General features: G+C 65.8%; 20 protein-coding genes and 2 tRNA genes. 4 read left to right on the forward strand and 18 right to left on the reverse strand.

The genetic code is table 11. The features are described from left to right. Window positions 1-54: 54 nt before the first annotated feature. Genes M1D93_RS10895 through M1D93_RS10905 form a run of 3 tightly spaced genes read right to left on the reverse strand, consistent with a single transcriptional unit; the run spans window position 55 to window position 3,574 of the window. A complete protein-coding gene (locus M1D93_RS10895) occupies window positions 55-1,449 on the reverse strand; it encodes a class I SAM-dependent methyltransferase (protein ID WP_461171585.1) in 1,395 nt (464 codons plus the stop codon). Further along, window positions 1,446-2,177 (reverse strand): DUF1365 domain-containing protein, encoded by a 732-nt coding sequence (locus M1D93_RS10900; RefSeq protein WP_461171586.1) that lies wholly within the window; start codon window positions 2,175-2,177, stop codon window positions 1,446-1,448. The genes M1D93_RS10895 and M1D93_RS10900 overlap by 4 nt, the downstream gene beginning before the upstream one ends. Continuing rightward, window positions 2,174-3,574, reverse strand: a complete 1,401-nt coding sequence (locus M1D93_RS10905) for an NAD(P)/FAD-dependent oxidoreductase (protein WP_461171587.1) — start codon at window positions 3,572-3,574, stop codon at window positions 2,174-2,176. Before M1D93_RS10905 ends, M1D93_RS10900 begins: the two co-directional genes overlap by 4 nt. Window positions 3,575-3,702: 128 nt before the next feature. Here M1D93_RS10905 and M1D93_RS10910 point away from each other — a divergent pair, with 128 nt between their 5' ends. Then, a complete protein-coding gene (locus M1D93_RS10910; RefSeq protein ID WP_461171588.1) occupies window positions 3,703-4,620 on the forward strand; it encodes a LysR family transcriptional regulator in 918 nt (305 codons plus the stop codon). Between the two features lie 45 nt (window positions 4,621-4,665). Then, complete coding sequence (locus M1D93_RS10915; protein WP_461171589.1) at window positions 4,666-5,169, forward strand: DUF2004 domain-containing protein; 504 nt, start codon at window positions 4,666-4,668, stop codon at window positions 5,167-5,169. A 131-nt stretch (window positions 5,170-5,300) separates the two neighbouring features. Here the strand turns inward: M1D93_RS10915 and metE are convergent, their stop codons facing one another. Both metE and M1D93_RS10925 read right to left on the reverse strand, forming a co-directional pair. Beyond that, a complete protein-coding gene (gene metE / locus M1D93_RS10920) occupies window positions 5,301-7,631 on the reverse strand; it encodes a 5-methyltetrahydropteroyltriglutamate--homocysteine S-methyltransferase (protein WP_461171590.1) in 2,331 nt (776 codons plus the stop codon). Window positions 7,632-7,713: 82 nt separating this feature from the next. After that, a complete protein-coding gene (locus M1D93_RS10925; protein WP_461171591.1) occupies window positions 7,714-8,679 on the reverse strand; it encodes a methylenetetrahydrofolate reductase in 966 nt (321 codons plus the stop codon). Between the two features lie 427 nt (window positions 8,680-9,106). On the opposite strand from M1D93_RS10925, the gene M1D93_RS10930 reads away from it, so the two are divergent. Then, window positions 9,107-9,310 carry a hypothetical protein gene (locus tag M1D93_RS10930; RefSeq protein ID WP_461171592.1) on the forward strand — a complete coding sequence of 68 codons (204 nt, stop codon included), beginning with the start codon at window positions 9,107-9,109 and terminating at the stop codon, window positions 9,308-9,310. Between the two features lie 37 nt (window positions 9,311-9,347). Here M1D93_RS10930 and M1D93_RS10935 read toward each other — a convergent pair whose 3' ends face one another. The 6 genes from M1D93_RS10935 to M1D93_RS10960 form a co-directional block, all read right to left on the reverse strand. Beyond that, on the reverse strand, window positions 9,348-10,229 hold the full coding sequence (locus tag M1D93_RS10935) for a carbohydrate ABC transporter permease (RefSeq protein ID WP_461171593.1): 882 nt from the start codon (window positions 10,227-10,229) through the stop codon (window positions 9,348-9,350). Then, on the reverse strand, window positions 10,226-11,107 hold the full coding sequence (locus tag M1D93_RS10940; protein ID WP_461171594.1) for a carbohydrate ABC transporter permease: 882 nt from the start codon (window positions 11,105-11,107) through the stop codon (window positions 10,226-10,228). The genes M1D93_RS10935 and M1D93_RS10940 overlap by 4 nt, the downstream gene beginning before the upstream one ends. A 3-nt stretch (window positions 11,108-11,110) precedes the next feature. Next, complete coding sequence (locus M1D93_RS10945) at window positions 11,111-12,463, reverse strand: extracellular solute-binding protein (RefSeq protein ID WP_461174994.1); 1,353 nt, start codon at window positions 12,461-12,463, stop codon at window positions 11,111-11,113. A gap of 113 nt (window positions 12,464-12,576) precedes the next feature. Further along, a complete protein-coding gene (locus tag M1D93_RS10950; RefSeq protein ID WP_461174995.1) occupies window positions 12,577-13,779 on the reverse strand; it encodes an ROK family transcriptional regulator in 1,203 nt (400 codons plus the stop codon). Between the two features lie 194 nt (window positions 13,780-13,973). Next, the gene (locus M1D93_RS10955) at window positions 13,974-15,128 is read right to left on the reverse strand and encodes a class I SAM-dependent methyltransferase (protein ID WP_461171595.1); all 1,155 of its coding nucleotides are present in this window, start codon (window positions 15,126-15,128) and stop codon (window positions 13,974-13,976) included. A 73-nt stretch (window positions 15,129-15,201) separates the two neighbouring features. Continuing rightward, a complete protein-coding gene (locus tag M1D93_RS10960; RefSeq protein WP_461171596.1) occupies window positions 15,202-16,284 on the reverse strand; it encodes an FAD-dependent oxidoreductase in 1,083 nt (360 codons plus the stop codon). A gap of 65 nt (window positions 16,285-16,349) precedes the next feature. Between M1D93_RS10960 and M1D93_RS10965 the strand changes: the two genes are divergently transcribed. Continuing rightward, window positions 16,350-17,666 carry a class I SAM-dependent methyltransferase gene (locus M1D93_RS10965; RefSeq protein WP_461171597.1) on the forward strand — a complete coding sequence of 439 codons (1,317 nt, stop codon included), beginning with the start codon at window positions 16,350-16,352 and terminating at the stop codon, window positions 17,664-17,666. 89 nt (window positions 17,667-17,755) lie between these two features. On the opposite strand, the gene M1D93_RS10970 is transcribed toward M1D93_RS10965, so the two are convergent. The 7 genes from M1D93_RS10970 to M1D93_RS11000 all read right to left on the reverse strand — a co-directional run bounded on the left by M1D93_RS10970 (window position 17,756) and on the right by M1D93_RS11000 (window position 22,276). Continuing rightward, a tRNA-Ala gene (locus M1D93_RS10970) sits at window positions 17,756-17,828 on the reverse strand. A gap of 187 nt (window positions 17,829-18,015) precedes the next feature. Continuing rightward, window positions 18,016-18,088 (reverse strand) — tRNA-Ala (locus tag M1D93_RS10975). A gap of 115 nt (window positions 18,089-18,203) precedes the next feature. Beyond that, complete coding sequence (rsfS, locus tag M1D93_RS10980; protein WP_461171598.1) at window positions 18,204-18,605, reverse strand: ribosome silencing factor; 402 nt, start codon at window positions 18,603-18,605, stop codon at window positions 18,204-18,206. A 45-nt stretch (window positions 18,606-18,650) separates the two neighbouring features. After that, on the reverse strand, window positions 18,651-19,910 hold the full coding sequence (locus M1D93_RS10985) for a hypothetical protein (RefSeq protein WP_461171599.1): 1,260 nt from the start codon (window positions 19,908-19,910) through the stop codon (window positions 18,651-18,653). 7 nt (window positions 19,911-19,917) lie between these two features. Beyond that, complete coding sequence (nadD, locus tag M1D93_RS10990; RefSeq protein ID WP_163164166.1) at window positions 19,918-20,532, reverse strand: nicotinate-nucleotide adenylyltransferase; 615 nt, start codon at window positions 20,530-20,532, stop codon at window positions 19,918-19,920. Window positions 20,533-20,587: 55 nt separating this feature from the next. After that, window positions 20,588-20,818, reverse strand: a complete 231-nt coding sequence (locus M1D93_RS10995) for a hypothetical protein (protein ID WP_461171600.1) — start codon at window positions 20,816-20,818, stop codon at window positions 20,588-20,590. Between the two features lie 78 nt (window positions 20,819-20,896). Then, a complete protein-coding gene (locus tag M1D93_RS11000; RefSeq protein ID WP_461171601.1) occupies window positions 20,897-22,276 on the reverse strand; it encodes a glutamate-5-semialdehyde dehydrogenase in 1,380 nt (459 codons plus the stop codon). Window positions 22,277-22,299: the final 23 nt, after the last annotated feature.

The raw sequence follows: 22,299 nt of genomic DNA on the forward strand, positions 1-22,299 counted from the left end.
TGACCTTCACGACGGCGGCTGCCGGCACCTCCGCGGCGCCGGCAGTTCCGGCTGCTAGAGCTGGACCTCCCGGCGGTCCAGCACGATCTGCTGCACATCCAGGTAGCCGGACTGGAAGCCCGCCCGGGAGTAGCACAGGTAGAACAACCACATCCGCTGGAACACCGCATCAAACCCCAACTCCCCCACCTCGCGCGAGCGCTCCACGAACCGTTCCTCCCACAGCCGCAGGGTGGCGCCGTAGTGGTCCCCCATGCCCATCCGCTCCCGCACGCGCAACGTGGTGTGCTCCTGCGTCACGCCCTCGATGGCACGCACGGACGGCAGGAATCCGCCCGGGAAGATGTACTTGTGGACCCAGGTGTAGGCGTTCCGGGTGGCAAGCATCCGCCCGTGCGGCATGGTGATCGCCTGGATGGCCACTTTCCCGCCGGGCGCCAGCACGCGGTCGATGGTCTGGAAGTAGATGGGCCAAAACTCGTAGCCCACCGCTTCGATCATCTCAACGGAGACGATGGCGTCGTACTCGCCCTCCACGGCCCGGTAATCCTGCAGCGCCACCGTCACCTGGTCCGCATAACCGGCGGCCGCGATGCGCTCCTGCGCGAGTGCCTGCTGCTCACTGGAGAGGGTGACGCTGTAGACGATGGCGCCGCGGGCCGCAGCCCGGAGCGCCAGTTCGCCCCAGCCGGTACCGATTTCCAAAAGCCTGGTCCCGGCGCCAACGCCTGCCTTGTCCAGCAGTCTTTCAATCTTCGCCTGCTGCGCTTCGGCCAGCACCTCATAGGCAACAGCGGAGAGCGGTCCGGTTTCCAGCGGAAACAGCGCCGACGAATAGCTCATCGTGGAGTCGAGGAAGGTGGAGAACAGCTCGTTGGACAGGTCGTAGTGCCGCGAGATGTTGCTGCGGGTGTTCTGCTCGGCGTTGCGTTCCTGCCGTGGCGTGCGCGGCAGGTAGAGGGCCCGCAGCTTCTGGAGCGGCACGGGAATCAGCGTATCCACCGAGGCGGCAAAGACTTCCAGGACGCCCGCCAGGTCGCTGGCCTCCCAGTCCCCGGCCATGAACGACTCGCCCAGCCCGATCAGCCCGTTGTCGCCGATCCTGGCTTCAAATGCCTCCGGCCGGACCATCACCATCACCGGGCCGCCGGCGCCGCCGGTGCCCAGGACCGTGCCGTCCGGGTACTCAACACGCAGGGGCAGCCGCTTCACGGCCCCTTTGAAGAGGAGACCCGCAGCCCTGCCTGCCACTGCCGCTTTGGCGCCCGACGGCGGCTGGGCAACTTCCGGCCATACCTCAGGATCGATGGCGGCGGGCGACGCCGGGGCTCCGGCGGCGGTCCAGACGGCGGCATAGTGCGCGGCGGCCACGCCCGAACGTCCAGCGTTGTGCCTGGCTTTATCCAGGACAGGAGCTGCAGTTGTTTCGTTATCGTCGATCAGTGTCATTGAACTGCCTCCTGTGAGGGATGATGTGGCCGGGCAACGACAGGCAGGCGCCTGGCCCAGAGTTTGATGCCCTGTACCCGGATGAGCGCGGATACCAGCAACGGCGCGGCCGGCACTGCAAGGGCCGCTGCCAGGATGTTCGGGACCGTGGCCGGGCGGCGTGTGCCGTCCATGCTGGCCACGAACGGGCTGTGGCCTTCACGGTCCAGCACGATCGAAACGGCTAGCCGCTCCCCCGGCGCCGGCAGCTTCATCAGGTATTGCCCGTCCAGGTTGTTAAAGGGTGAAACATGGAACGCCTTGGGGACAGCAGCCCGCCCCGCCGGATCCGTCCGGAGGAGGTAGCAGTGACGCTCCCCGTACGTGTTGTGGACTTCAGCCACGACGCACTCGAGCTCCCCGGTGGACCGGTAGCACCAAAACAGCGAGAGTGGATTGAAGACGTAGCCAAAAACCCTGGCGCTGGCCAGCATGTCGATGGGGCCGCCGTCGGGCTCTATCCCCTGCGTGCGCAGGTATCGTTCAATGTTGCTGCGGATGGTGTCGCCCGGATCGCCCAGGTGGTCCCCCGCGCGGAACCCGGCCAGCGGCCGCAGCAGGAACGGAAGCCGCGGAAGCCTGTCCACATTTACGAACCAGCTATAGCTGCGGTACGTGAACGCGTTCTTGAGAGGTGTGCGCCGTACATGCGAAATGGAGGTGCGGTAGATGGCTGCACCGGTGGTCATGCGGGTTCCGCCACGGGAGCAAGCTCCCGTTCGCCGTCATCCGACGCCCCTGAGTCGTCGGCCGGCAGGACGGGATGCCAGGAGCGGCCCAGCGATTCGGCCGCCCGGACGCCGGCACGCGCACCGTCCTCATGGAAGCCCCAGCCCAGATAGGCGCCGGCGTAGGCAATCCGGTGGTCGCTGAGTGCGGCAATTGCCTGTTGCGCCTGCAGCGATTCCGGGGTGTACTGCGGGTGCTCGTACACCATGCGCTCAATTACGGCGTCATCGTCAATGAGCTCCGACTCCCCCAGGCTCACCAGGTACGGCCTGCCGTCAACCGGGTCCAGCCGCTGCAGCCTGGTCAGGTCGTAGGTGACCAGGACCTTGTCCGGCCGGGCATCGCAGGACGGCAGGCGGTAGTTCCAGGACGCCTTCGCATTGTCGGCGGCGGGGAGGACAGCCGGATCCCGGTGGAACACGGTGTGGTTCACGGAGTAGGGCATCCCGCCCAGCGCTTCCTTCTCCGCCGGCGTCGCGTCGGCGAGGAACCCGAGTGCCTGGGCCGGGTGGGTGGCAATCACGACGGCGTCGAAGTCTTCCAGCCCGTGCTCGGTTGCGAGCTCCACCCCTTCCGGCCGGCGCCGGATGGCAGTGACAGGAGTGCTGAGCCGGACATCCGTCAGCGTGGCGGCGAGCTTCTCCGCGTACCGGGCTGAACCGCCGGTGACGGTCCGCCACTGCGGCGAACCCTTCACGCCCAGCATCCCGTGGTGGTCCAGGAAAGTGAAGAGGTAGCGGGCCGGGTAGGCCAGCGCGGTAGTGGAGTCGCAGGACCAGACGGCACTGACCACAGGGGTCATGAAGTGGGAAATGAAATATGGACTGAAGTCTTCCCGTTCCAGGAAGTGCCCGAGGGTCAGGTCCGTATGGGCGGCATGCGGACTGGCCGCCGGGATGGGATCTGTCTTCAGGAGCGCCCGCGCCTTGCGGTAAAAGCGCGTCACCTCCAGCAGCATCAGCAGATACCGTCCCCGCAGCAGGCTGGAGGGCCTGGCAATGATCCCCCGGCCGCCGTCACGGGCTCCGGCGTACTCCAGGCCGCAGCCGTCACACCGGACGGACATGCTCATTTCGGAGTCCTGCGTCTGAACCCCCAGCTCAGCGAACAGCCGCAGCAGGGTGGGATAGGTCCGCTCGTTGTGGACGATGAAGCCGGTGTCGACGCCGACAACGGACCCGTCCGGTTGCGGAAGATCGTGCGTATGGGCGTGCCCGCCCAGCCGCGTGTCCGCCTCGAAAAGGGTGACGTCGTCCTCCCGGTTGAGGACGTAGGCGGCAGTCAGGCCGGCCACGCCGCTGCCGATGACGGCCACGCGCCGTCGTCTGCCTCCGGGCACTGCTGGGTCAGGTGACAATTTATGCTCCTCTGCTGAACATTTGCCAAGGGTAGGTATACAGCGGGCAATTCGACGCCGGTGCGGCCGCGGATGGGTGCCGTTTCCGTCAGCTTCGTCAGCGCCGGGCAGCGGAGTACTGTGGGCAGGTGGTAAATCCGGTACACCTGAAGACCCTTCTGGAGGTCACGCGGCTGGGCTCGTTCGCGGCCGCCGCAGCAACGCTCGGCTACACAGCCTCGGCTGTCTCCCAGCAGATGTCCGCGCTGGAACGTGATACCGGCGTCGTCCTGTTCCAGCGTTCCGCGCGCAGCGTGGTGCCCACGGAAGCCGCCGTCGTGATGACCCGGCACGCCGCCAAGGTGCTCACGGACATGGAGGCACTGCTGGCCGCAGCGTCAAAGACCCAGGACACAGCCAACCAGGAACTGAGGCTGGGGATCTTTCCCAGCCTCGCAACGTACGTCCTGCCCCGGATCCTGAAGAACCCCGCATGGAAAAACCTGGGCATCGACCTGAAAGTCTCCGTGGCGGAACCGGGCCAGACCATCCAGGGGCTGCGCACCGGCGGTGACCTGGACCTGGCCGTGGTCTTCCAGGTGGGCCAGACGGGGTTCGCGTGGCCGAACACCATTAACCGGCAGTGGATCGGCGACGACAACTTCCGGGTGGTGCTGCCCGCCGGCTGGGGATTCCGGACTGACGCGAAAGTCGCAGCGGACCACCTGTCCGAGATGCCGTGGATCATGCACCACCCCGGCACCAGCGATGCCATGGTCATCGAACGTCTTTTCGCGGGCTGCAACCTGCATCCGCGCGTGGTGGCCCACAGCGACGACTTCCACGCAAGCCTCGAGATGGCTGCCGCAGGGCTGGGGGCGGCGCTTGTTCCCGAACTGGCGCTGCGCCACCGGCCTGAGGGAGTAGTGGTGCTTGATGTTCCCGAGATCAGGCTGGCCCGCAACGTTTTCGCGCTGCTGATCAATGACAGGAAAACCGCCCGGGTGCAGCTGTTTGTTGACCTGCTGGCCGAGACCCTGGCGGGCATGCGCACTGCAGTGAATTAGGCCCGAACGCTGGAATGCACCGCACTTCGGGTCTATGTTGAAACTATGAACAAGGTAGCGAGCCAGCACTTTGGAGAGATCGAGCTCAACCACGGCAAGGATCACCTCATCGCCGCCAAGCATGAACTGCGCGGCCACCCGCTGGAAATCGACCTGAACGTCACCGCCCATGACCATTTCGACGAGGCCGCCCTGCGCAAGGTCGATTACCGGTTGCGCTTCCTGCCCGAGCTGGTTGACGAGGTGCGGGACATGATCGCTGAGGAGCTGGACCAGGAAGGCACCAGCCCCCAGGAATACCTCCATTTCCACTGCAACGCACTCAAGGATGAGCACCTGCAAAAGGTTTTCGGTGTGACCGAGCGCAGCCAGCTCACCAACGAAGTGTTCCTCAAGGCACTGAAGCTTGGTCACGTCCGCATCTACCCCGGCCAGCCCGAGCGCTACTTCGTTCTGGACTTCACCCTGGGCGAGCACTTCACCGATGAGGTCCTGGTGGCGTCGGCCGATGAGGACGGCGTGGTGGACGACGAGATCGTCTGGTCCTGACAGTCCAGTAGTTAAAGCGCGACGCCGGCCGGTCACCTGAGGTGACCGGCCGGCCGTTCGCCCGCTTCTCAAGGTTCAGTGCGCTGGGCGCACCGGACCTTGAGCCTCTGCGGGCTCTCTTACAGAAACTACTACTTGGCTGTTTCCAGCAGCCCGGCGCGGACTGTCTTGGTGGCCGCCACCAGGTTGCGCAGGGATTCCTCGGTCTCGGTGTAGCCGCGGGTCTTCAGGCCGCAGTCCGGGTTGACCCACAGCTGGCGGGACGGCACGTGCTTGACGGCGGTGCTGAGCAGCTCGGTCACTTCCTCGGTACCCGGAACACGGGGCGAGTGGATGTCGTAGACACCCGGACCAACGCCGCGGCCGAAGCCGTGGGACTCGAGGTCGTGCACAACCTCCATGCGGGAACGGGCGGCCTCGATGGAGGTCACGTCAGCGTCCAGGCCGTCGATCGCGTCAATTATCACGCCGAACTCCGAGTAGCAGAGGTGGGTGTGGATCTGGGTGGCGTCGGCCGCACCGGCGGTGGCCAGGCGGAAGGAGTCCACGGACCACTTCAGGTAGTCGGCGTGGTCCGCCTTGCGCAGCGGAAGGAGCTCGCGCAGGGCGGGCTCGTCCACCTGGATGACCTTGATGCCGGCGGCCTCAAGGTCAGCGATCTCGTCGCGCAGAGCCAAGCCAACCTGGTTGGCGGTCTCGCCCAGCGGCTGGTCATCGCGGACGAAGGACCACGCCAGGATGGTGACCGGACCGGTGAGCATCCCCTTCATGGGCTTGCTGGTCAGTGACTGTGCGTACTCGGCCCACTCAACCGTGATGGGCGCGCTGCGGGTGACGTCGCCCCACAGGATGGACGGACGCGTGCAGCGCGAACCGTAGGACTGGACCCAGCCGTGGACGGTGACGTCGAAACCTTCGAGGTTCTCGGCGAAGTACTGCACCATGTCGTTGCGCTCGGGCTCGCCGTGCACGAGGACGTCGTAGCCCAGCTCTTCCTGCAGGTCCACAACGCGCTTGATCTCGTCCTTCATGAGCTTTTCGTACTGCTCGTTGGTGAGATCGCCCTTGTTGTTGCGGGCGCGGGCCGAACGGATCTCCGGGGTCTGCGGGAAGGAGCCGATGGTGGTGGTGGGCAGCGGCGGCAGGTGCAGTGCCTCTTCCTGGGCGGCTTCGCGGACGGAGTATTCGGAGCGGGAGAAGTCCGCGGCGGTCAGGGCCTCGGTGCGTGCCCGGACGTCTGAACGGCGTACGCCTTCGGCGGTGGCACGGGAAGCGATCACTGCGGTTGCTTCGTCGATGGCTGCCTTCGCGGAGGCGGGATCGGCCAGGTACGAGGCGAGGGTCTTGACCTCCACGGCCTTCTGGTCGGAGAAGGCGAGCCAGCTGCGGAGCTGCCCGGGAAGCTGCGTTTCCTCGGCGACGTCGTGCGGGACGTGCTGGGTGGAGGTGGACGTGGAGACCGCGAGCCTGGCGGCGGCTTCCTTCAGTGCATCGAGCTTCGCAGCGGATGCGGCCAGATCATTGCGCCAGATGTTGTGGCCGTCCACGACGCCGGCAACCAGGGTCTTGTTGCCCAGGCCGGCGAGTGCCGCGGCAGAGGGAACGGCGCCCTTGAAGACGTCAATGTGCAATGCCTCGATGTTGGTGGCCGCGAGGGTGCCAAGCTGGCCATCAAGTGAGCCGTACGGGGTGGAAACAAGGATCTGCGGACGGTTGGCCGCTGCGGTGAGAACCTCGTAGGCGCGGGCAACGGCTGCTTCGACTTCGCTGGCCGGGGTGTCCTGGTCAACCACGAGGGCGGGCTCGTCCAGCTGGACCCAGCCGGCGCCGGCTGCTGCGAGCTTCTCGAGCAGCTGTACGTAGACGGGCAGGATGTCCTCAAGGCGGGACAGCGGCCCGAAGCCGGCCGGGGCGTCGTCGGAAGCCTTGGAAAGCAGCAGGTAGGTGACGGGGCCAACAATGTACGGGCGGGTCTCGATGCCGTTGGCCAGGGCGAAGGCGAACTCGTCAACCTTGGCGGTGGAGGCGAGGGTGAACTCGGTCTCCGGGCCGATCTCCGGCACCAGGTAGTGGTAGTTGGTGTCGAACCACTTGGTCATCTCCAGCGGCTGCTGTTCTTTGGTGCCGCGGGCAAGGGTGAAGTAGCCGTCGACGTCGAGCTGTCCCTCAGCGTTGAGGAGCTTGCCGAAGCGGGCCGGCACGGCGCCGAGGTGGGCTGTGGTGTCCAGGACCTGGTCGTAGTAGGAGAAGGTGCCGGGCACCGCTGCGGCTTCGGTCAAGCCGAGCTCCTGCAGGCGCTTGGCGATGGTCAGCTGGATGTCTTTGGCCACGGCGTCCAGGGCGGCGGCGTCGATCTTGCCGGCCCAGTAAGCCTCCACGGCCTTTTTGAGTTCGCGGCGGCGGCCAACGCGGGGGTAGCCGAGGAGCGAGGCGGACGGGAAAGGGGTGTTGCTTTTAGGCATGGCAAATCCTCAGGTAGGAGCTGGGTTTGAAAGTTTGGGCTTGAAGCCGGGGGCTATCGCCGTGCGGCCGGCGGCGGGTTGCTCAGCTGGCGAGCTGGGGCCGGGCAATGGCAGCACGCCGGCTGCCGGCACGGGAGCGCCGAGGAAGTGCCAGCTTGTCCAGCACCTCCAATGCGCTTTGGTGCTCGTTAAAGGTGTAGAGGTGGATGCCGGGTGCTCCTGCATCCAGGGCGGCGTTGGCCAGGTCAACCGTGGCGCTGACTCCGATCCGGAGCCGTTCGAGGTCGCTGTCCGCGGCCGCCAGGCGTTGCATCAGTTCGGCTGAGGGCTCCACTCCCGCCAGTTCGCCCAGCCGTTTGAGCCGGCGGAGGCTGGTCAGCGGCATGACGCCGGGAATGATGGGGATGGTGACACCGGCACGGCGTGCCCGGGTAAGGAGGTCGGCGTACTGCTCCGCATGGAAGAAGACCTGGGTGATAGCGAAGTCAGCGCCGGAGCGCTGCTTTGCGAGCAGCACCTCGACGTCGTGCTCCTCGCTCGGTGATTCCGGGTGCCTGGTGGGGTATGCCGCCACGCCAACCGCGATCTTTCCGGCGCACAGCAGTGCCGACCGGCGCTGCTCCACCCGGCGGATGAGTTCGATCAGGTCCTGGGCGTAGCGCAGGGAGCCGGCAGCAGGTTCGCCGCCGTCCTTGGGAAGGTCACCGCGCAGCGCGAGGATCCCTCGAACACCGGTGTCCAGCAGTTCGCCGATGATCCCGGCCAGTTCCTGCGGTGTGTTGCCGACGCAGGTCAGGTGGGCCAGCGGCCGGAGGGTGGTTTCGAGCAGGAGCCGGTTAATCAGTTCGACGGCGGTGTCCCGGTTGGAGCCGCTGGCACCATAGGTGACAGAGACGTAGTCCGGTTCGGTGCTTTCGAGCTCCCGGATGGTGGTCCACAGGGTCTCCGCGGCTGCCGGCGACCGGGGCGGGAACAACTCGTAGGAAAGCGCCACCGGGGCGGCGTCGGAGAGATGTGGATGTGTGTCAATTAGGCTTGGTGGTGACATTTGCGTCCTTGGCTTTGGGCCATTGAGGGCTGCCCGCCAAAAGTTGTGACGGGACACCGGCAATGAATTGAGTTTGGGGAACACGGAAGAACTCCACAAGGACGCAGCCGCGACTGTTACGCCTGGAATGAAGTTGTCCGTGAGCAAATGTCAGGCCCACATGGGGGCACCCACACCCTCCGTAACGGAGGATCGCTGACACGTTACCGCGGTAACTTGTATAGAACTCTAGGAGTGGCAGGATGGGCATTCAAGTCCACTCCGAATTAAGACGCAGTCTTACGCCTTATTTCTTCGCCCGGCAGAACATTCTTCGCTTCAATGGCCCTTCCCGTCACCGCATCCGCCGCCCGTTGCCAAGGGGTTCTGAGCCCTCCGGCATCGCGGCCCCTCCCCACCCGCGCCGTCCCGGGTCTATCCTTTTGACATGAGCGAGCTTCCAGCCAGTTACAAGGAGTTTCTCGCCGACAAAAGCGAGATGTTCATCAACACCGTCAAACCTGTCCTGCAGCAGTCGGCTGCGGACAAGCTGCACGGGGTCCGGGTTGTCTACAACCCTGGATCGACCGGCCACCAGGCACACCTTGACGACAGCCTCCCGTACGGGGTGGTCCTGGAGGATATCGACTAGCAGGTTCAGGCCAAACCGTTTGTGCTGCTGTGCAGGCTCAGCCCCTGACCGCGCCCGAGAGTGCGAACGAGCTGCCGGCACCCTTGGCAACCATGACGTAAAGGGCCAGGACCGGCAGTGAGTACAGGATGGAAAACGCGGCCAGCTGGCCGTACGCAACGGCCCCGTGCTGTCCAAAGAAGCTGAAGATGGACACGGCGGCCGGCTGGTTTGCCTCGGACAGGAACAGCACAAAGGGGACGAAGAAGTTCCCCCAGGCCTGGATGAACACAAAGATAAACACGACGCCCAGGCCCTGGCGCATGAGCGGCAGGACGATGGTGCGCAGTGCGGTCATCCTCGACGCCCCGTCCACCCACGCCGCTTCCTCCAGGGAAGCGGGCACGGCATCCATGAAGTTCCGGGTCATCCAGATGGCCATGGGCAGGGCGGTGGTTGCCATAAAGAGGATAGTGGCCGGCATCGAGTCGATCAGTTCCAGCTGAACGAACACCCCGTAGACCGGCACCATGATGGCCGTAATGGGAAGGCAGGTGCCGAACAGGACGGCGTACATAAACGGAGTATTGAACCTCGACGTGTAGCGGGACAGCGGGTAGGCGGCCAGCACAGCTGCCACGAGGGTGACGGCCGCGGTGCCGGTGGAGAGCACCAGGCTGTTCCACAGCGGCTGGAGCAGCAGCGCGGGTGTCATGATGGCGGCAAAGTTCTCCAGGCCAGGCTGGGCTGGCACCCTCGTTTCGTGGCTGGCGTCAGCGTCCAGTGACGCCAGCACCAGCCACAGCAGCGGCAGCAGGAAAGCGGCGCCGAGCAGCAGCAGGGACAGATCCGCGGGAATTGTGCTGCGGTACCGCCCACTGGCCCGGCCGGTGGCTTGGCCGGGAGGAACGGCCCTTGAGGCTTTGGCGGGCGCGGTCATCGCTGCGACTCCCGGAGCAGCCGGATGTAAATGGCGCCAAAGACCGCTCCAATGAGGATCAGTACCGTAGCCGCGGCCGTGCCGTAACCAATGTCACCGAACTTGAAGGCCTCCTGGTAGGCCAGGATGGGCAGCGTGCTGCTCGCGTTTGCCGGGCCGCCGGCAGTCATCACCCAGATCAGGGTAAAGACTGCCAAGGTCTGCAGGGTGATGAGCATCAGGTTGGTGGCGATGCTCCCCCGGATCATGGGCAGGGTGATGTAGGCAAGCCGTTGCCAGCCGCCAGCCCCGTCCATTTGGGCGGCTTCGGCCACTTCCGAAGGAATGTCATTCAGTGCCGCGCGGTACACCAGCATGGAAAAGGCTGTGCCGCGCCACGTGTTGGCCAGCACCACGGCCACCATGGGCCACGAATAGAGCCAGTCCGGCTGGCCCAGCCCCAGGCCGCCCAGCAGTTGGTTGAGCGTCCCGTCACGGCTGAAGTAGGCATAGGCGGCGAAGGCGGCGACGATTTCGGGAAGCACCCAGGCGGCCACCACCGCTGTTCCAACCACGGCGGACACGGTCCGGCGTGCGCGGCGCATGAGGACGGCAAGTGCCAGCCCCAGCAGATTCTGTCCCAGGACTGCAGAGCCAAGGACAAACACCACGGTCAGCCCCAGGGAAAGGGGAAACACGGGGTCAGCCAGCAGCCGCTGGTAGTTCTCCAGGCCAATCCAGTCGGGATTGCGCGCGTTCCGTCCCGTCAGGCCGGCGTTGGTGAAGGACGCGTGGAAGGCCCACAGCACGGGACCGGCGAGGAAAACCGCCAGGAGCACAACGGCAGGCAGGACCGGCAGGTGGCGCAGCAGCCCGCGTCCCCCGGTGTGGGCCGCCACCGCTTACTTCCGCACGGTGTTGTCGCCACCCACGATCTCCGTCAGCGCAGCGTCGTAATCCGAGGCTGCCTGTTCCGGCGACCGGGCACCGGTGATCACGGCCTCCGTTGCCTCCTGGACTGCGGCGGAGATGCGGGGGTAGTCGGAGGTTGCAGGGCGGTAGCGCGTGACGGAGACGAGTTCGGAGACGTCCTTTACGAACGGGTTTCCGGACTGGTAGCCGGAATCCTCCGCGACGTCACTGCGGACGGCGATCTGCGAACTGTCGAGCGTGAAGGCCAGCGAGTTGTCGCGGTTCAGTGCGGTGCTGAGGAAGCTGAAGGCCAGGTCGGGTTCCTTCGTCCCGGCACCGATCGCCAGCGTCCACCCGCCTGACATACTCACGGCTCCGGGGGCGCGGCCGTCCTGTGTGGGGAACGGGGCAACACCCATGTCCTGCTCATAGCCCGGCCATTCGTAGCTGCCGCCTTCCTGCCAGAACGACGGCGCATAGGAGCCTTCCACAGTGGCGCCGAGCTTTGCGTTCGGGAACCATTCCCCGAAGACCTTCTTCCAGACGTTCGCATCCAGCGCCTCGGCCGGGGAAACGGCGAGTCCCTCGTCATACAGGGTCTTGAGGAAGGCAAGCGAGTCCGTAAAGCCGGCGGAGCCCACCACCCACTTTTTGGTTTCTTCGTCGTACAGCGTGGACCCGGTTCCGTAGAGCAGTTCGTAGAATCCCTGCATCACGGTGCCTTCACCGGTGCCCTTGCCGGCATACATGTTGAACGGGACCACCGAGGGATCGTTCGCCTTGATCTTCCGCGCAGTGTCCAAGATATCCTGCCAGCTGCGCGGCTCCCAGGGAAGGGCGATTCCCGCGGCTTCAAAGACCTTCCGGTTGTACCAGATGGCCCGGGTGTCGGTTCCCAGCGGCACTGCGTACGTCCCGCCGTCGTCCGCCCGTCCTGCCGCCTTGGCGCCGTCGTCGAACTTGTCCCAGTCCTCCCAGCCCTCCAGGTGGCTGTCCAACTTGAGGAGGTAGCCGGCGTCGACGTCGGAGCGCACCTTGAAGGTGTCCTCGTAGAAGACGTCCGGCGCGGTGGAGGGCGATCTCAGAGCGAGGGCCAGCTTGGTGCCGTAGTCGTCATCGTTCCCCTGGATGGGCTGCAGCTCAACCTTCACACCCTGGTTGGCAGCCTCGAACTCCTGCTTGGCAGCCTGGAACATTGTGTCCAGAGCGGTGAAGGAGTCGGTCTTCTGATAGACCACCTTGAGCGTCTTTGAACCATCCTGGGGAGCAGCGGGCGTGCATGCGGCCAGGACGACCAGCGCGGAAGCGATCAGGGACATGGTCTTCAAGGCCGGGCGGCGCATGGTGCTCCATTCGATCAATGGCTGCGGGGCCCCTTGTCAGCGGGCCCCCCAGCCGCGGCAATACGCAAATGCTAGATCCGTGCCCGGCCCCAGGCAAGAGCAAGGGCACTCCCTCAGCTCTCCAGCAGGAGCCTCTGGGCGCGGGGAGCCAGCGTGTGCTCCAGAACCAGGGACGCAGCTCCGATGGCCCCGACGTCCTCGCCGACGCCGGTTCCCACCACCTCAATGGGATGGATCAGCCGGGTGTCGCTGTTGGCGTCGAGCAGGGCCGGGATCTTTTCAAGGTAGCGTTCAGCGAGGCGGCTCCAGAACGGTCCGCCGAACACCACCCGCTCCACGTCCAGCGTGTTGGTCACCACGGAAGCTGCCCGTGCCACCAGCACCGCAGATTTATCGATGATGGCGAGCGCCCGTTCATTGCCCTGGTCGGCAAGGTCGCACAGCGCGGAGAAGCTTTGCTGGATTTCGGCACCGCTGTTGCCCGACCGGGAGCCGTCAAGGATGCCGGCGGCCTCCGCCTGGGCCACCAGTACCTGCGGGATGCAGGAAGACTTTACGCAGCCGCGCAGCCCGCAGTCGCACGGCGCACCGTCCGGATCCACCACAATATGGCCGATCTCGCCGGCATTGCCGGACGTGCCCCTGACCACCTCGTCATTCAGCACGATCCCGCAGCCGATTCCGGTGCCCATGTACATAAAGATGAAACTGCCGGCTCCGCTCGGGCCGCCGGCCCAGGTTTCAGCGACGGCCGCGCTGGTGACGTCCTTGTCCATAAGCACGGAGTAGCCCGTGGCTTCCGACAGGGCGTTGCGCAGTTCCACCCTGTCCCAGCCCGGGAGGAGCGGCGGATCAACCACGGTGCCGTTATCCAGGTCAATGGGACCGGGAGCCGCAACGCCAAGGCCGGCGATCCTTTCCCTGTCCACTCCGGAATCCGTCACGATCTGGGAGATCTCGGCGGCGATGGTGGCAATGACGGCGGACGGGTCATTTCCGCCGGGCGTCTTGATCCGGGAGTGCTGCACCACCGCGCCCACGAGGTCCAGGACCACGAATGTGGTCACTGCGGGGTCGAGGTGGACACCCACGGCGAACATGCCGCCCGGGTTGAGGCGGAGGATGGTGCGGGGCTTACCGGGGCCGCTGCCTTCCTTGCCTGCCTCGACTATGAGGTTCTGGTCCAGCAGGCGGCGGGAAATGTTGGAGATGGTCTGCGGCGAGAGGCCCACGATCTGGGCGAGCTCCACCCGGCTGAGGCCGCCGGATGACCGCCGGATGGCGTCGAGGATCACCGTCAGGTTGAAATCCCCCATCCGGGGCAGGTTGGTGCCGCGCCTTGGTGAGGATTGGCGGATCTCAGTCACGGCGTCCCCTTCGTCTCCGGCGCATAGTTACTGATGTCTGAATCGTACGTTACGCACAGGCACAGACCCATAGGAACGGCCGACAGGCGCGGCGCAGCTTTGGCCGCCTTCTTTCCCGCCTGTTTCTGCTTCCCCGGGGACGGTCACCGCGGGCTCCGGCGGGTGCTTAAGGTAACGGTAAATTTGGGATTCATGCCTTTGACAACGGTGGGGCCAACATACCGCTCAAGCGCGGGCAGGTAGGCCAAATGTCGGTTGAAGACGGTCCACAGCTCGCCGCCGGGGGCCAGCACGCGGCCGGCCGCTTCGATCAGCTTCAAACCGGCTCCGGCATGGACGCCCGCGCCTACATGGAACGGCGGATTCAGCAGTATCAGGTCCGCGCCCGCGTCCGGCAGGGTGCCCATGGCGTCGTCCTGCAGGGCATGGATCTGCCCCGCCAGGCCGTTGGCCCGGGCAGTTGCCAGTGCGGATGCCACGGCGGCGGCGGACTGGTCCGTGGCGGTGACCGCCGAGCCCGGGTGTTGCCGGGCATACATCGCGGCCAGGATTCCCGTGCCGCAGCCCAGGTCGATCGCATGCTGCGCGGACCGCATGGACGGCAGGAACGTCAGCAGGAACCTGGTGCCGATATCCAGCCGCGGCCCGGCAAAGACCGCACCGTGGGCGGCAACGTCAAGATCCAGCTCGGCCAGGTGCTCGACGACGGGAAACCGCTCCGTGCCCCCGCTCCCCTGGGGGCCGGTGGCCACGATCACCCGCGACTTCTGCCTGGCGAGCTGGGGCGTGACAGACCTGAAGTGGCGTTCGAGGACAGCGTTCATGCCAAGGGACATGTGCTTCACGCGGCCACCGGCCAGGAGCGCCACGTCCGGCGACGCGTACCGGGCCACTGCTGCCGAAATTTCGTCCAGTTCGGCGAGGGTCTTGGGCAGCTGCAGCAGGACAGTTCCTGCGCCCTTGAGGAGTTCGCGTCCGAGGGGAAGCTGGGTAAAGGGCGGGGTGGCCGCGGCATCGGTTCTGAGCACCGCGGTGGCATTGAGCCGCAGCGCCTGCTCGCCGGTGATGAGGTCCTGGTGCACCCGGACCATACCGGGGCTGAGGACTGCAAGGGCTCCCAGTGTCAGGGCGCCGTAGCGGTCGCCGACCACTGCCACGGTGCTTCCTGCGGACACGTGCCCGGCTGCGGAGTCAAGCAGCAGCCGGTCTGTGGCATCCCACGCCTGCAGGTTCGGAGCTTCCACATCCGGCCGGCGCCTCAGTACCGGAAGGACGTCCTCAAGAGTTTCTAGTGCCACCTGGTTCCTGCCGCCTTGTCCTGTATGCCTGACCGGTTTAGCCTGTCCGGTTTAGCCTGGCCGGCTTCGTCGGTCAGCCCCAATTTACCGTCCTGGCGGAGGGCCCGATTCCCGGCAGTTTCAAAATGGCAGTTACCGCAGCCCGGCCGGCGCGATTCGCACCGATGGTTGACGACGACGGCCCGTAGCCCACCAGATGGACCCGCGGCTCGGCTGCCACCTGCGTGCCGTCCATAACGATGCCCCCTCCCGGTCCACGAAGGTGCAGCGGTGCGAGATGCTCAAGTTCCGCCCGGAACCCCGTGGCCCAGAGGATCACGTCCGCGGCCAGGAAGCGCCCGTCAGCCAGCCGGACGCCGTCGGGCTCAATGGACGTGAACATGGGCTGCCGGTTGAGCGCGCCGCGTGCTGCCGCCGCCCGCAGGGCGGGCGTCCAGATGAGCCCGGTCACCGATACTACGCTCTGGGGCGGCAGGCCTTGGCGCACCCGCTCTTCCACCAGTGCCACGGCGTCGTGGCCGGCCTTGGCGTCGAATTCGGCGTCCCGCCACACCGGCTCCCGCCTGGTGAACCAGCTGGTGGAGGTGATGCGGGAAATTTCGTCCAGGAGCCCCACGGCGGAAATCCCGCCGCCCACGACAATCACATGCTTGCCCGCGAACTCCTCGGCTGAAACATAGTCGGCGACATGGAGCTGCCTGCCCCGGAACGTTGACTGCCCGGGGTAGATGGGCCAAAAGGGCCGGGTCCAGGTGCCGGTGGCGTTGATGACCCCTGCAGTGCTCCAGTCGCCGCGGGAGGTGCTGACCAGCAGCCTTCCGGCGGGGTCCTGGTCCTCGCGGCTGACGGACGTTACTTTGACGGGGCGCTGGACGGACAGGCCCAGTTCCTCCTCATAGTCCCGGAAATAGCGCGACAGGAACTCCGAACTCGGCTCCCTCGGGTCCACGGCGGGCTTGGCGATGCCGGGGAGGTCGCTGATGCCGTTGACGGTGGCCATCCGGAGGCTCTTCCACCGGTGCCGCCACGCACCGCCCGGGCCTTCCTCGGCGTCGAGCACTACAAAGTCAAGCCCCCGGCGCTGCAGGTGGTAGGCGGCGGAAAGTCCGGCCTGGCCTGCGCCGATAACAACAACGTCGGCTCGGGCAGGACTCACCCAACCATGATAGTCGGACCGGCTGTCCCGGCCTTAGTCTTGGCCCATGGAGACAGGAGGACCACATGACCACTAGAACCGGAAACGCAGCACGGCTCGCCAAGGCCCTTGCCACCGTGCTCGGTACTGAGGAAATACCCCTGAGGCTGCGGGCCTGGGACGGCTCCGAGGCCGGGCCCGAGGGGGCCCCTGTCCTGGAGTTCCGTTCCCGGCGTGCCCTTCGCCGGATGCTGTGGGCCCCGGGACAGCTGGGCCTGAGCCGGGCCTACGTGGCCGGCGATATTGATGCGCCCGGAGACGTCTTTGCCGCCTTTGCTGCGCTAAGCTCAGCCGGAAAATTTGCGGAACCCGGCCCTTTCCGCCCGCTCACCGTGGGCCAACTCTGGACGCTGTTCCGTACCGCCGTAAGGCTGGGAGCTCTAGGCCCCAACCCTGCTCCTCCCCCGGAGGAAGCGCGGATTGCCCGAAAAGGCAGGCTTCACTCCCGCGGCCGGGATTCCGCCGCCATCTCCCACCATTACGACGTCGGCAATGACTTCTACGCCCTGGTCCTGGGCCCCTCCATGGTCTACTCCTGCGCCGTGTGGCCCGAAGAGGAGGACGGACGGACTCCCGCCGGTGGCCGGCTCGCCGCCGGTTTGGACGCCGCCCAAGAGGCCAAGCTGGACCTCGTGTGCCGCAAACTGGGGCTCCAGCCGGGGATGCGCGTGCTGGACGTGGGCTGCGGCTGGGGAAGCTTCGCCCTGCACGCGGCCGAAAAGTACGGCGTCACGGTGGTGGGCGTAACCCTGTCCCAGGAGCAGGCCATCCTCGCACGCAAACGTGCTGCAGGTTCCGGCCTCACGGAAAAAATCGACATCCGGGTGCAGGATTACCGCGATATCGAAGACGGGCCCTTCGATGCCATCACTTCCATCGGCATGGCCGAGCATGTGGGACGGTCGGAGATGCGGCGTTACACCGCCACGTTGTTCAGCCTGCTGCGCCCCGGTGGCCGGCTGTTGAACCACGCCATTTCCTGGAACGCCGGTCCCACCGCCCCGGACCCTAATTCCTTTATCCCCCGGTACGTCTTTCCGGACGGCGAGATGATAAGCCTGGGCGAGATGTCCACGGCACTGGAATCTGCGGGCTTCGAAATCCTGGACGTGGAGGCTTTGCGCCGGCATTACGCCCTCACACTGCGTGCATGGGTGAGCCGGCTGGAGGAGCAGTGGGACCAGGCCGTGAAGCTGACCAGCCAAGGACGGGCCCGGGTGTGGCGGTTGTATATGGCTTCCAGTGCCCTGGGGTTCGAGAACGGACTGACGGGCATCAACCAGGTTCTGGTCCAGAGGCCGGGCGGCGACCCGCCGCCGCTGAGCAGGAGGCAGTGGCTGTAAGGAAAGGCACCGCTGCTGCCGGGGAAACAAAAAGGAACCATCCCGAAGGATGATTCCTTTTTGTTTCCCCCTTGAAGGAGGATGACCGGTGGAGCTGAGGGGACTCGAACCCCTGACCCCCTGCATGCCATGCAGGTGCGCTACCAGCTGCGCCACAGCCCCGGACTTTGCTTTTCTTTGGGAGAATGTCCCGCCAAAGCAACCTGATCAGCTTAATGCACTTTTGTCCCGCGCGCCAATCGGCACCTTCTGCTGGGCGGGCGCCCGGCCCGGCGCCGTAGCAGGTGCCCGTCCACGCCCCGGGACAACAAAAACCCGCCGGAATCTACTGATTCCGGCGGGTTATCGGTGGAGCTGAGGGGACTCGAACCCCTGACCCCCTGCATGCCATGCAGGTGCGCTACCAGCTGCGCCACAGCCCCGAATTATTGCCGCTCAACGAGCTTTTCTTTCGGATTTCCCCGAAGCAACTCAAATATCTTAGAACAGCAATTCCGAAAATTCCAAATCGGGCATATTCGGCGGGTTCCGGCGCATCTACTCCGTATCGGTGGAGGCTGCAGCTTTCGCCGAGGTGTCGTCGCCGAGCTGGAGGTCCACCACGGGGCAGTCCTTCCACAGGCGTTCCAGCGCGTAGAAGACGCGGTCTTCTTCATGCTGGACGTGAATGACGATGTCCGAGTAGTCAAGCAGGACCCAGCGGCCGCCGGAGCGCCCCTCGCGCCGGGTTGGACGCAGATCCTGCTTGGCGAGTTCTTCTTCAATTCCGTCAACGATGGCGTTGACCTGCCGCTCGCTTGGGGCGGAGGCAATGAGGAAGACGTCGGCCAGCGCGAGGCGTTCGCTCACGTCCAGGGCCACAATGTCCTGGGCGATCTTGTCCGCAGCTGCCTTGGCGGCAACGCGGGCTGTGATGATGGATGAATCTGATGCAGTCACGGGACTCCTTGTTGGTTAAAAAGCTTGTGGTGCCGGCAGTGCCGGTTAGCTGGACATTCCGCTGATAATCAGGAAAATGCCCGAGACGAGGGCCAAAATCCCGAAGGCCAGGACACAGACCTGGAGGATGCGGTTGCGGGTGGCGCGGGCCAGCCCCGCCGTTGCCGCGTCCAGCGGGTCCAGTCCGTGGGCCGACCGGGCGGGGACCCGGGGCAGGTCCTCGAAGGCGTCCTCGCCGTGGCTCTCCGCCGTCACAGCCGGTGGGAGGACAGGAGCCTTGGGCCGGGCAGCGGCCCTGGCGGCAGCCTCGGCGCGGGCAATGACCTGTGAACGTCCGGGTCCGGCGTCGGACCCGTCCGGCCGGGCTCCGCCGGCCGGACGCCGCTTTTTGGTGCCGGACGGGGGAACTTTCGTACCGGGCCGGGTGGTGACCGGAACGTGGCTCGTTGCCGGCGGTTTCATGACCGGCCGGTCAACGCCCGGGACCTGGACGAATTCCAAAGGGGTGACCATGGCCAGGTTGCTGGCGGTCGAGGGGGCCGGCCGCTGCGCCGGAACCGGTTGCACCTTCGGTCCCTGCTGCTGGAGTGCAGGGTCAGGGGACGAAGGGTCATTGGCCGGGGCCGGGACGCCGGTCTGCTCGGCAAGTTTCTGCTTGGCCATGGCGCGACGGTTCAGCACGGCGGCACGTTCCGCCAGTGCGATCTGTTCCGCCAGGATCTGCGGGTCCACAGCTTCCGGATCGAGGGAGGCGATGTGCTCCATCTTGGCGATCTGGTTTTTCGCCTGCTCAGCGATCAGGGCCCTTGCTGCCAAAGCCTGTTCAACAGTCATCCCGTGAGGGGCATCGGAGATTGGCGAGGGCGCGCTTTTTGCGCCGGCGGAATCCTGCTCCTCCGCCGCCTTCTCCTGGGAGGCAGGAGATGCGGGCTCTTTGGTGGCGGGGGCGGCCGGCCCGGCGGGCACAATGATGGGGGTGGCAGCGGTCAGCGCCTGTTCCTTCAGCTGCTGCAGGCGGAGTTGGCGCCGCGTGGGCGGACCTCCGGCTGCCAGCTGGCCCTCTTTTTCTTCCAGCTCCTTGATGGTGCGCAGCGCAGCACGGTCCCGCGCCCGGATCTGGGAGGAACGCTGGGTGTGTGTCTGCTCAGGAGCCGGTGCCGGTGTGCCCGGCGCGGGACGGCTTACCGCGGGCTTTTTAGTGGCAGGCGAAAGCTGATCCGTGGCTGTGGCCACGGATGGCTGTTGCGCGTCCCTGGCCCTCCGGAGTTCCCGGCGGCTGCGGATGGGGGGCTGTTCCTGACTCATAGAGAACTCATTCAGTGCTGGCTGGTTCGCTTGCTTCGGAGGTTGGAGCATTGGCGGCCGCCGGGGCGTCCAGGTAAAGGCCGTACTTGGCGATGTACTGCACCACCCCGTCCGGCACGAGGTACCAGACCGGGTTGTTCGCGGCCACCCGTGAACGGCAGTCGGTCGATGAGATGGCCATGGCTGGCACCTCAAGGAGGCTAACGTCCTTCCGGCCCATACCGTCCAGCACGTGCCCCGGCCTGGTCACCCCGACGAAGTGGGCCAGAGACCACAACTCGTCGATGTCCTTCCACGACAGAATCTGCGCCAGCGCGTCGGCCCCGGTGATAAAGAAAAGATCAGCGTCCGGGCGCTGGGCCCGGAGGTCCCGCAAGGTGTCGATGGTGTAAGTAGGCCCGGGACGGTCAACGTCCACCCGGCTGACCGTGAACCGCGGGTTGGAAGCCGTGGCGATGACGGTCATGAGGTAGCGGTGCTCGGGTTCGCTGACCTGTTTGTGGGACTTCTGCCACGGCTGGCCGGTGGGGACAAAAACCACTTCGTCCAGGTCGAACTCGGCCGCCACTTCACTGGCTGCCACCAGGTGGCCGTGATGGATGGGGTCGAAAGTCCCGCCCATGACGCCCAGGCGCAGCCTGCCGTTGGCTCCGTTGTGGTGAAGAACGCGGGAAATGTTAGTGGCCCTGCCCGTGATCGTGCTTGTTGGGGTGCTGGCGGTGCGGATCCGCGTGCTCCTCGGTGGCAGAGTGGCGGTTTCCAAGGTTTGAGTAGGACAGCGTGATGAACATCATCACCAGCAGGATGGCAAAGATGACCACTCCGAAGACCCACGGCTCGGCCCACAGCGGGGCGAGTTCGTGTTCTTCGCCTTCGGCGATGGTCGTGGCAATCTGCTGGAGCAGCATTTTCTCCCCTTGGGTTCAAACGATTGTGGCAGCGGAAAGCTCCGCCGTTTCTGACTTCTGGTCTATGTTACCGCGTTGCTACCCGCGGACCTGGCCCTCGCCCTGCACGATCCACTTGGTGGTGGTGAGTTCGGTCAGGCCCATCGGACCCCGCGCATGCAGCTTCTGGGTGGAGATTCCCACCTCCGCGCCAAGGCCAAGTTCCCCGCCGTCGGTGAACCTGGTGGAGGCGTTGACGATGACAGCTGCGGAATCCACCTCGGCGATGAACCGCTCGGCGTTGGCGAGGTCGTTGGTGAGGATCGCCTCGGTATGCCCCGTTGACCAGGTGCGGATGTGCTTAACGGCCTCATCGAGGCTGTCCACCATGGCAACGGCGAGGTCAAGGTCCATGTACTCGGTGCCCCAGTCCTCGTCAGTGGCCGGTTCCGACTCAATGGATGCGGGAAGGGAGGCCCGGATGCGCTCATCGGCATGCAGCCGGACGCCGGCCTTGCTCAGTGCGGCGGCGACGGCGGGCAATGCCGTTGAGCCGGAGTGGACCAGCAGGGTCTCGACGGTATTGCAGACGCTGGGCCGCTGCGTCTTGGCATTCAGGAGGATCTCCACGGCCATGTCCTCATTGGCGGACTCGTCGATGAAGATATGCACGTTCCCCTCCCCCGTCTCAATAACGGGAACGGCTGAGTTGGTAACCACCGTCTGGATGAGTTCACGGCCGCCGCGGGGAATGAGCACGTCCACCCTGCCGCGGGCGCGCATGAGGACATTGGCGCCGGCGCGGCCATACTGGTCAACAGTCTGGACGGCATCGGCAGGCAGGCCGACCGATTCGAGTGCCTCGCGCAGCAGGCGCACCAGCACCTGGTTGGTGGCCTCCGCAGCGCTGCCGCCACGCAGGATCACCGCGTTGCCGCTCTTGAGGGCAAGCCCCGCGATGTCCACGGTGACGTTCGGCCGTGCCTCATAGATGGCGGCCACAACACCCATGGGTACGTTGACCTGCCGAAGGCGCAGCCCGTTGGGGAGGGTTTGTCCGCGGACCACGTTGCCCACCGGATCGGGCAGGCCGGCGAGGTTCTCCAATGCCGCCACGAGCCCTGCGATCCGGGCTTCGGTCAGGGTGAGCCGGTCCAGCATGGCCGCTGAGGTGCCGTTGGCCTTTCCTGCTGCCACGTCCTTCGCGTTTGCGGACAGGATTGCCGCAGTGCTCTCCAGCAGGGCAGCACCGACGGCGCGGAGCGCCCGGTCCTTCCAGGCACGGTTCGCCATGGCCATCCGGCGGGCGGCCTGGCGCGAACGGTCAGCGATGGCGTGGACTGCTGCTTCGACGTCGCCGGCGGACAGCGGAACCTCAGCCGGGATTGTTGCTGCGGGTGACTCGACGGGAGGAACACCGGCAGGCGCAGCAGTGTCTCCGGAGTTTTCAGCAGTCTTGTGGATCAGGGCCTCAGTCATGTTCCAAGTTTAGGCGAGCCTGG

This window comes from Arthrobacter sp. Z1-9 (genome assembly GCF_054792695.1).

Bases quoted from the DNA above. Each gene is read 5' to 3' on its own strand.
- nadD (WP_163164166.1), bottom strand. From the start codon at position 20,532: ATGGGCGGGACTTTCGACCCCATCCATCACGGCCACCTGGTGGCAGCC.
- M1D93_RS10965 (WP_461171597.1), top strand. From the start codon at position 16,350: ATGACCACTAGAACCGGAAACGCAGCACGGCTCGCCAAGGCCCTTGCC.
- M1D93_RS10895 (WP_461171585.1), bottom strand. From the start codon at position 1,449: ATGACACTGATCGACGATAACGAAACAACTGCAGCTCCTGTCCTGGAT.
- M1D93_RS10935 (WP_461171593.1), bottom strand. From the start codon at position 10,229: ATGACCGCGCCCGCCAAAGCCTCAAGGGCCGTTCCTCCCGGCCAAGCC.
- M1D93_RS10995 (WP_461171600.1), bottom strand. From the start codon at position 20,818: ATGCTGCTCCAGCAGATTGCCACGACCATCGCCGAAGGCGAAGAACAC.
- M1D93_RS10930 (WP_461171592.1), top strand. From the start codon at position 9,107: ATGAGCGAGCTTCCAGCCAGTTACAAGGAGTTTCTCGCCGACAAAAGC.
- M1D93_RS10945 (WP_461174994.1), bottom strand. From the start codon at position 12,463: ATGCGCCGCCCGGCCTTGAAGACCATGTCCCTGATCGCTTCCGCGCTG.
- M1D93_RS10985 (WP_461171599.1), bottom strand. From the start codon at position 19,910: ATGAGTCAGGAACAGCCCCCCATCCGCAGCCGCCGGGAACTCCGGAGG.
- M1D93_RS10925 (WP_461171591.1), bottom strand. From the start codon at position 8,679: ATGTCACCACCAAGCCTAATTGACACACATCCACATCTCTCCGACGCC.
- M1D93_RS11000 (WP_461171601.1), bottom strand. From the start codon at position 22,276: ATGACTGAGGCCCTGATCCACAAGACTGCTGAAAACTCCGGAGACACT.
- metE (WP_461171590.1), bottom strand. From the start codon at position 7,631: ATGCCTAAAAGCAACACCCCTTTCCCGTCCGCCTCGCTCCTCGGCTAC.
- M1D93_RS10900 (WP_461171586.1), bottom strand. From the start codon at position 2,177: ATGACCACCGGTGCAGCCATCTACCGCACCTCCATTTCGCATGTACGG.
- M1D93_RS10950 (WP_461174995.1), bottom strand. From the start codon at position 13,779: ATGGGGGATTTCAACCTGACGGTGATCCTCGACGCCATCCGGCGGTCA.
- M1D93_RS10915 (WP_461171589.1), top strand. From the start codon at position 4,666: ATGAACAAGGTAGCGAGCCAGCACTTTGGAGAGATCGAGCTCAACCAC.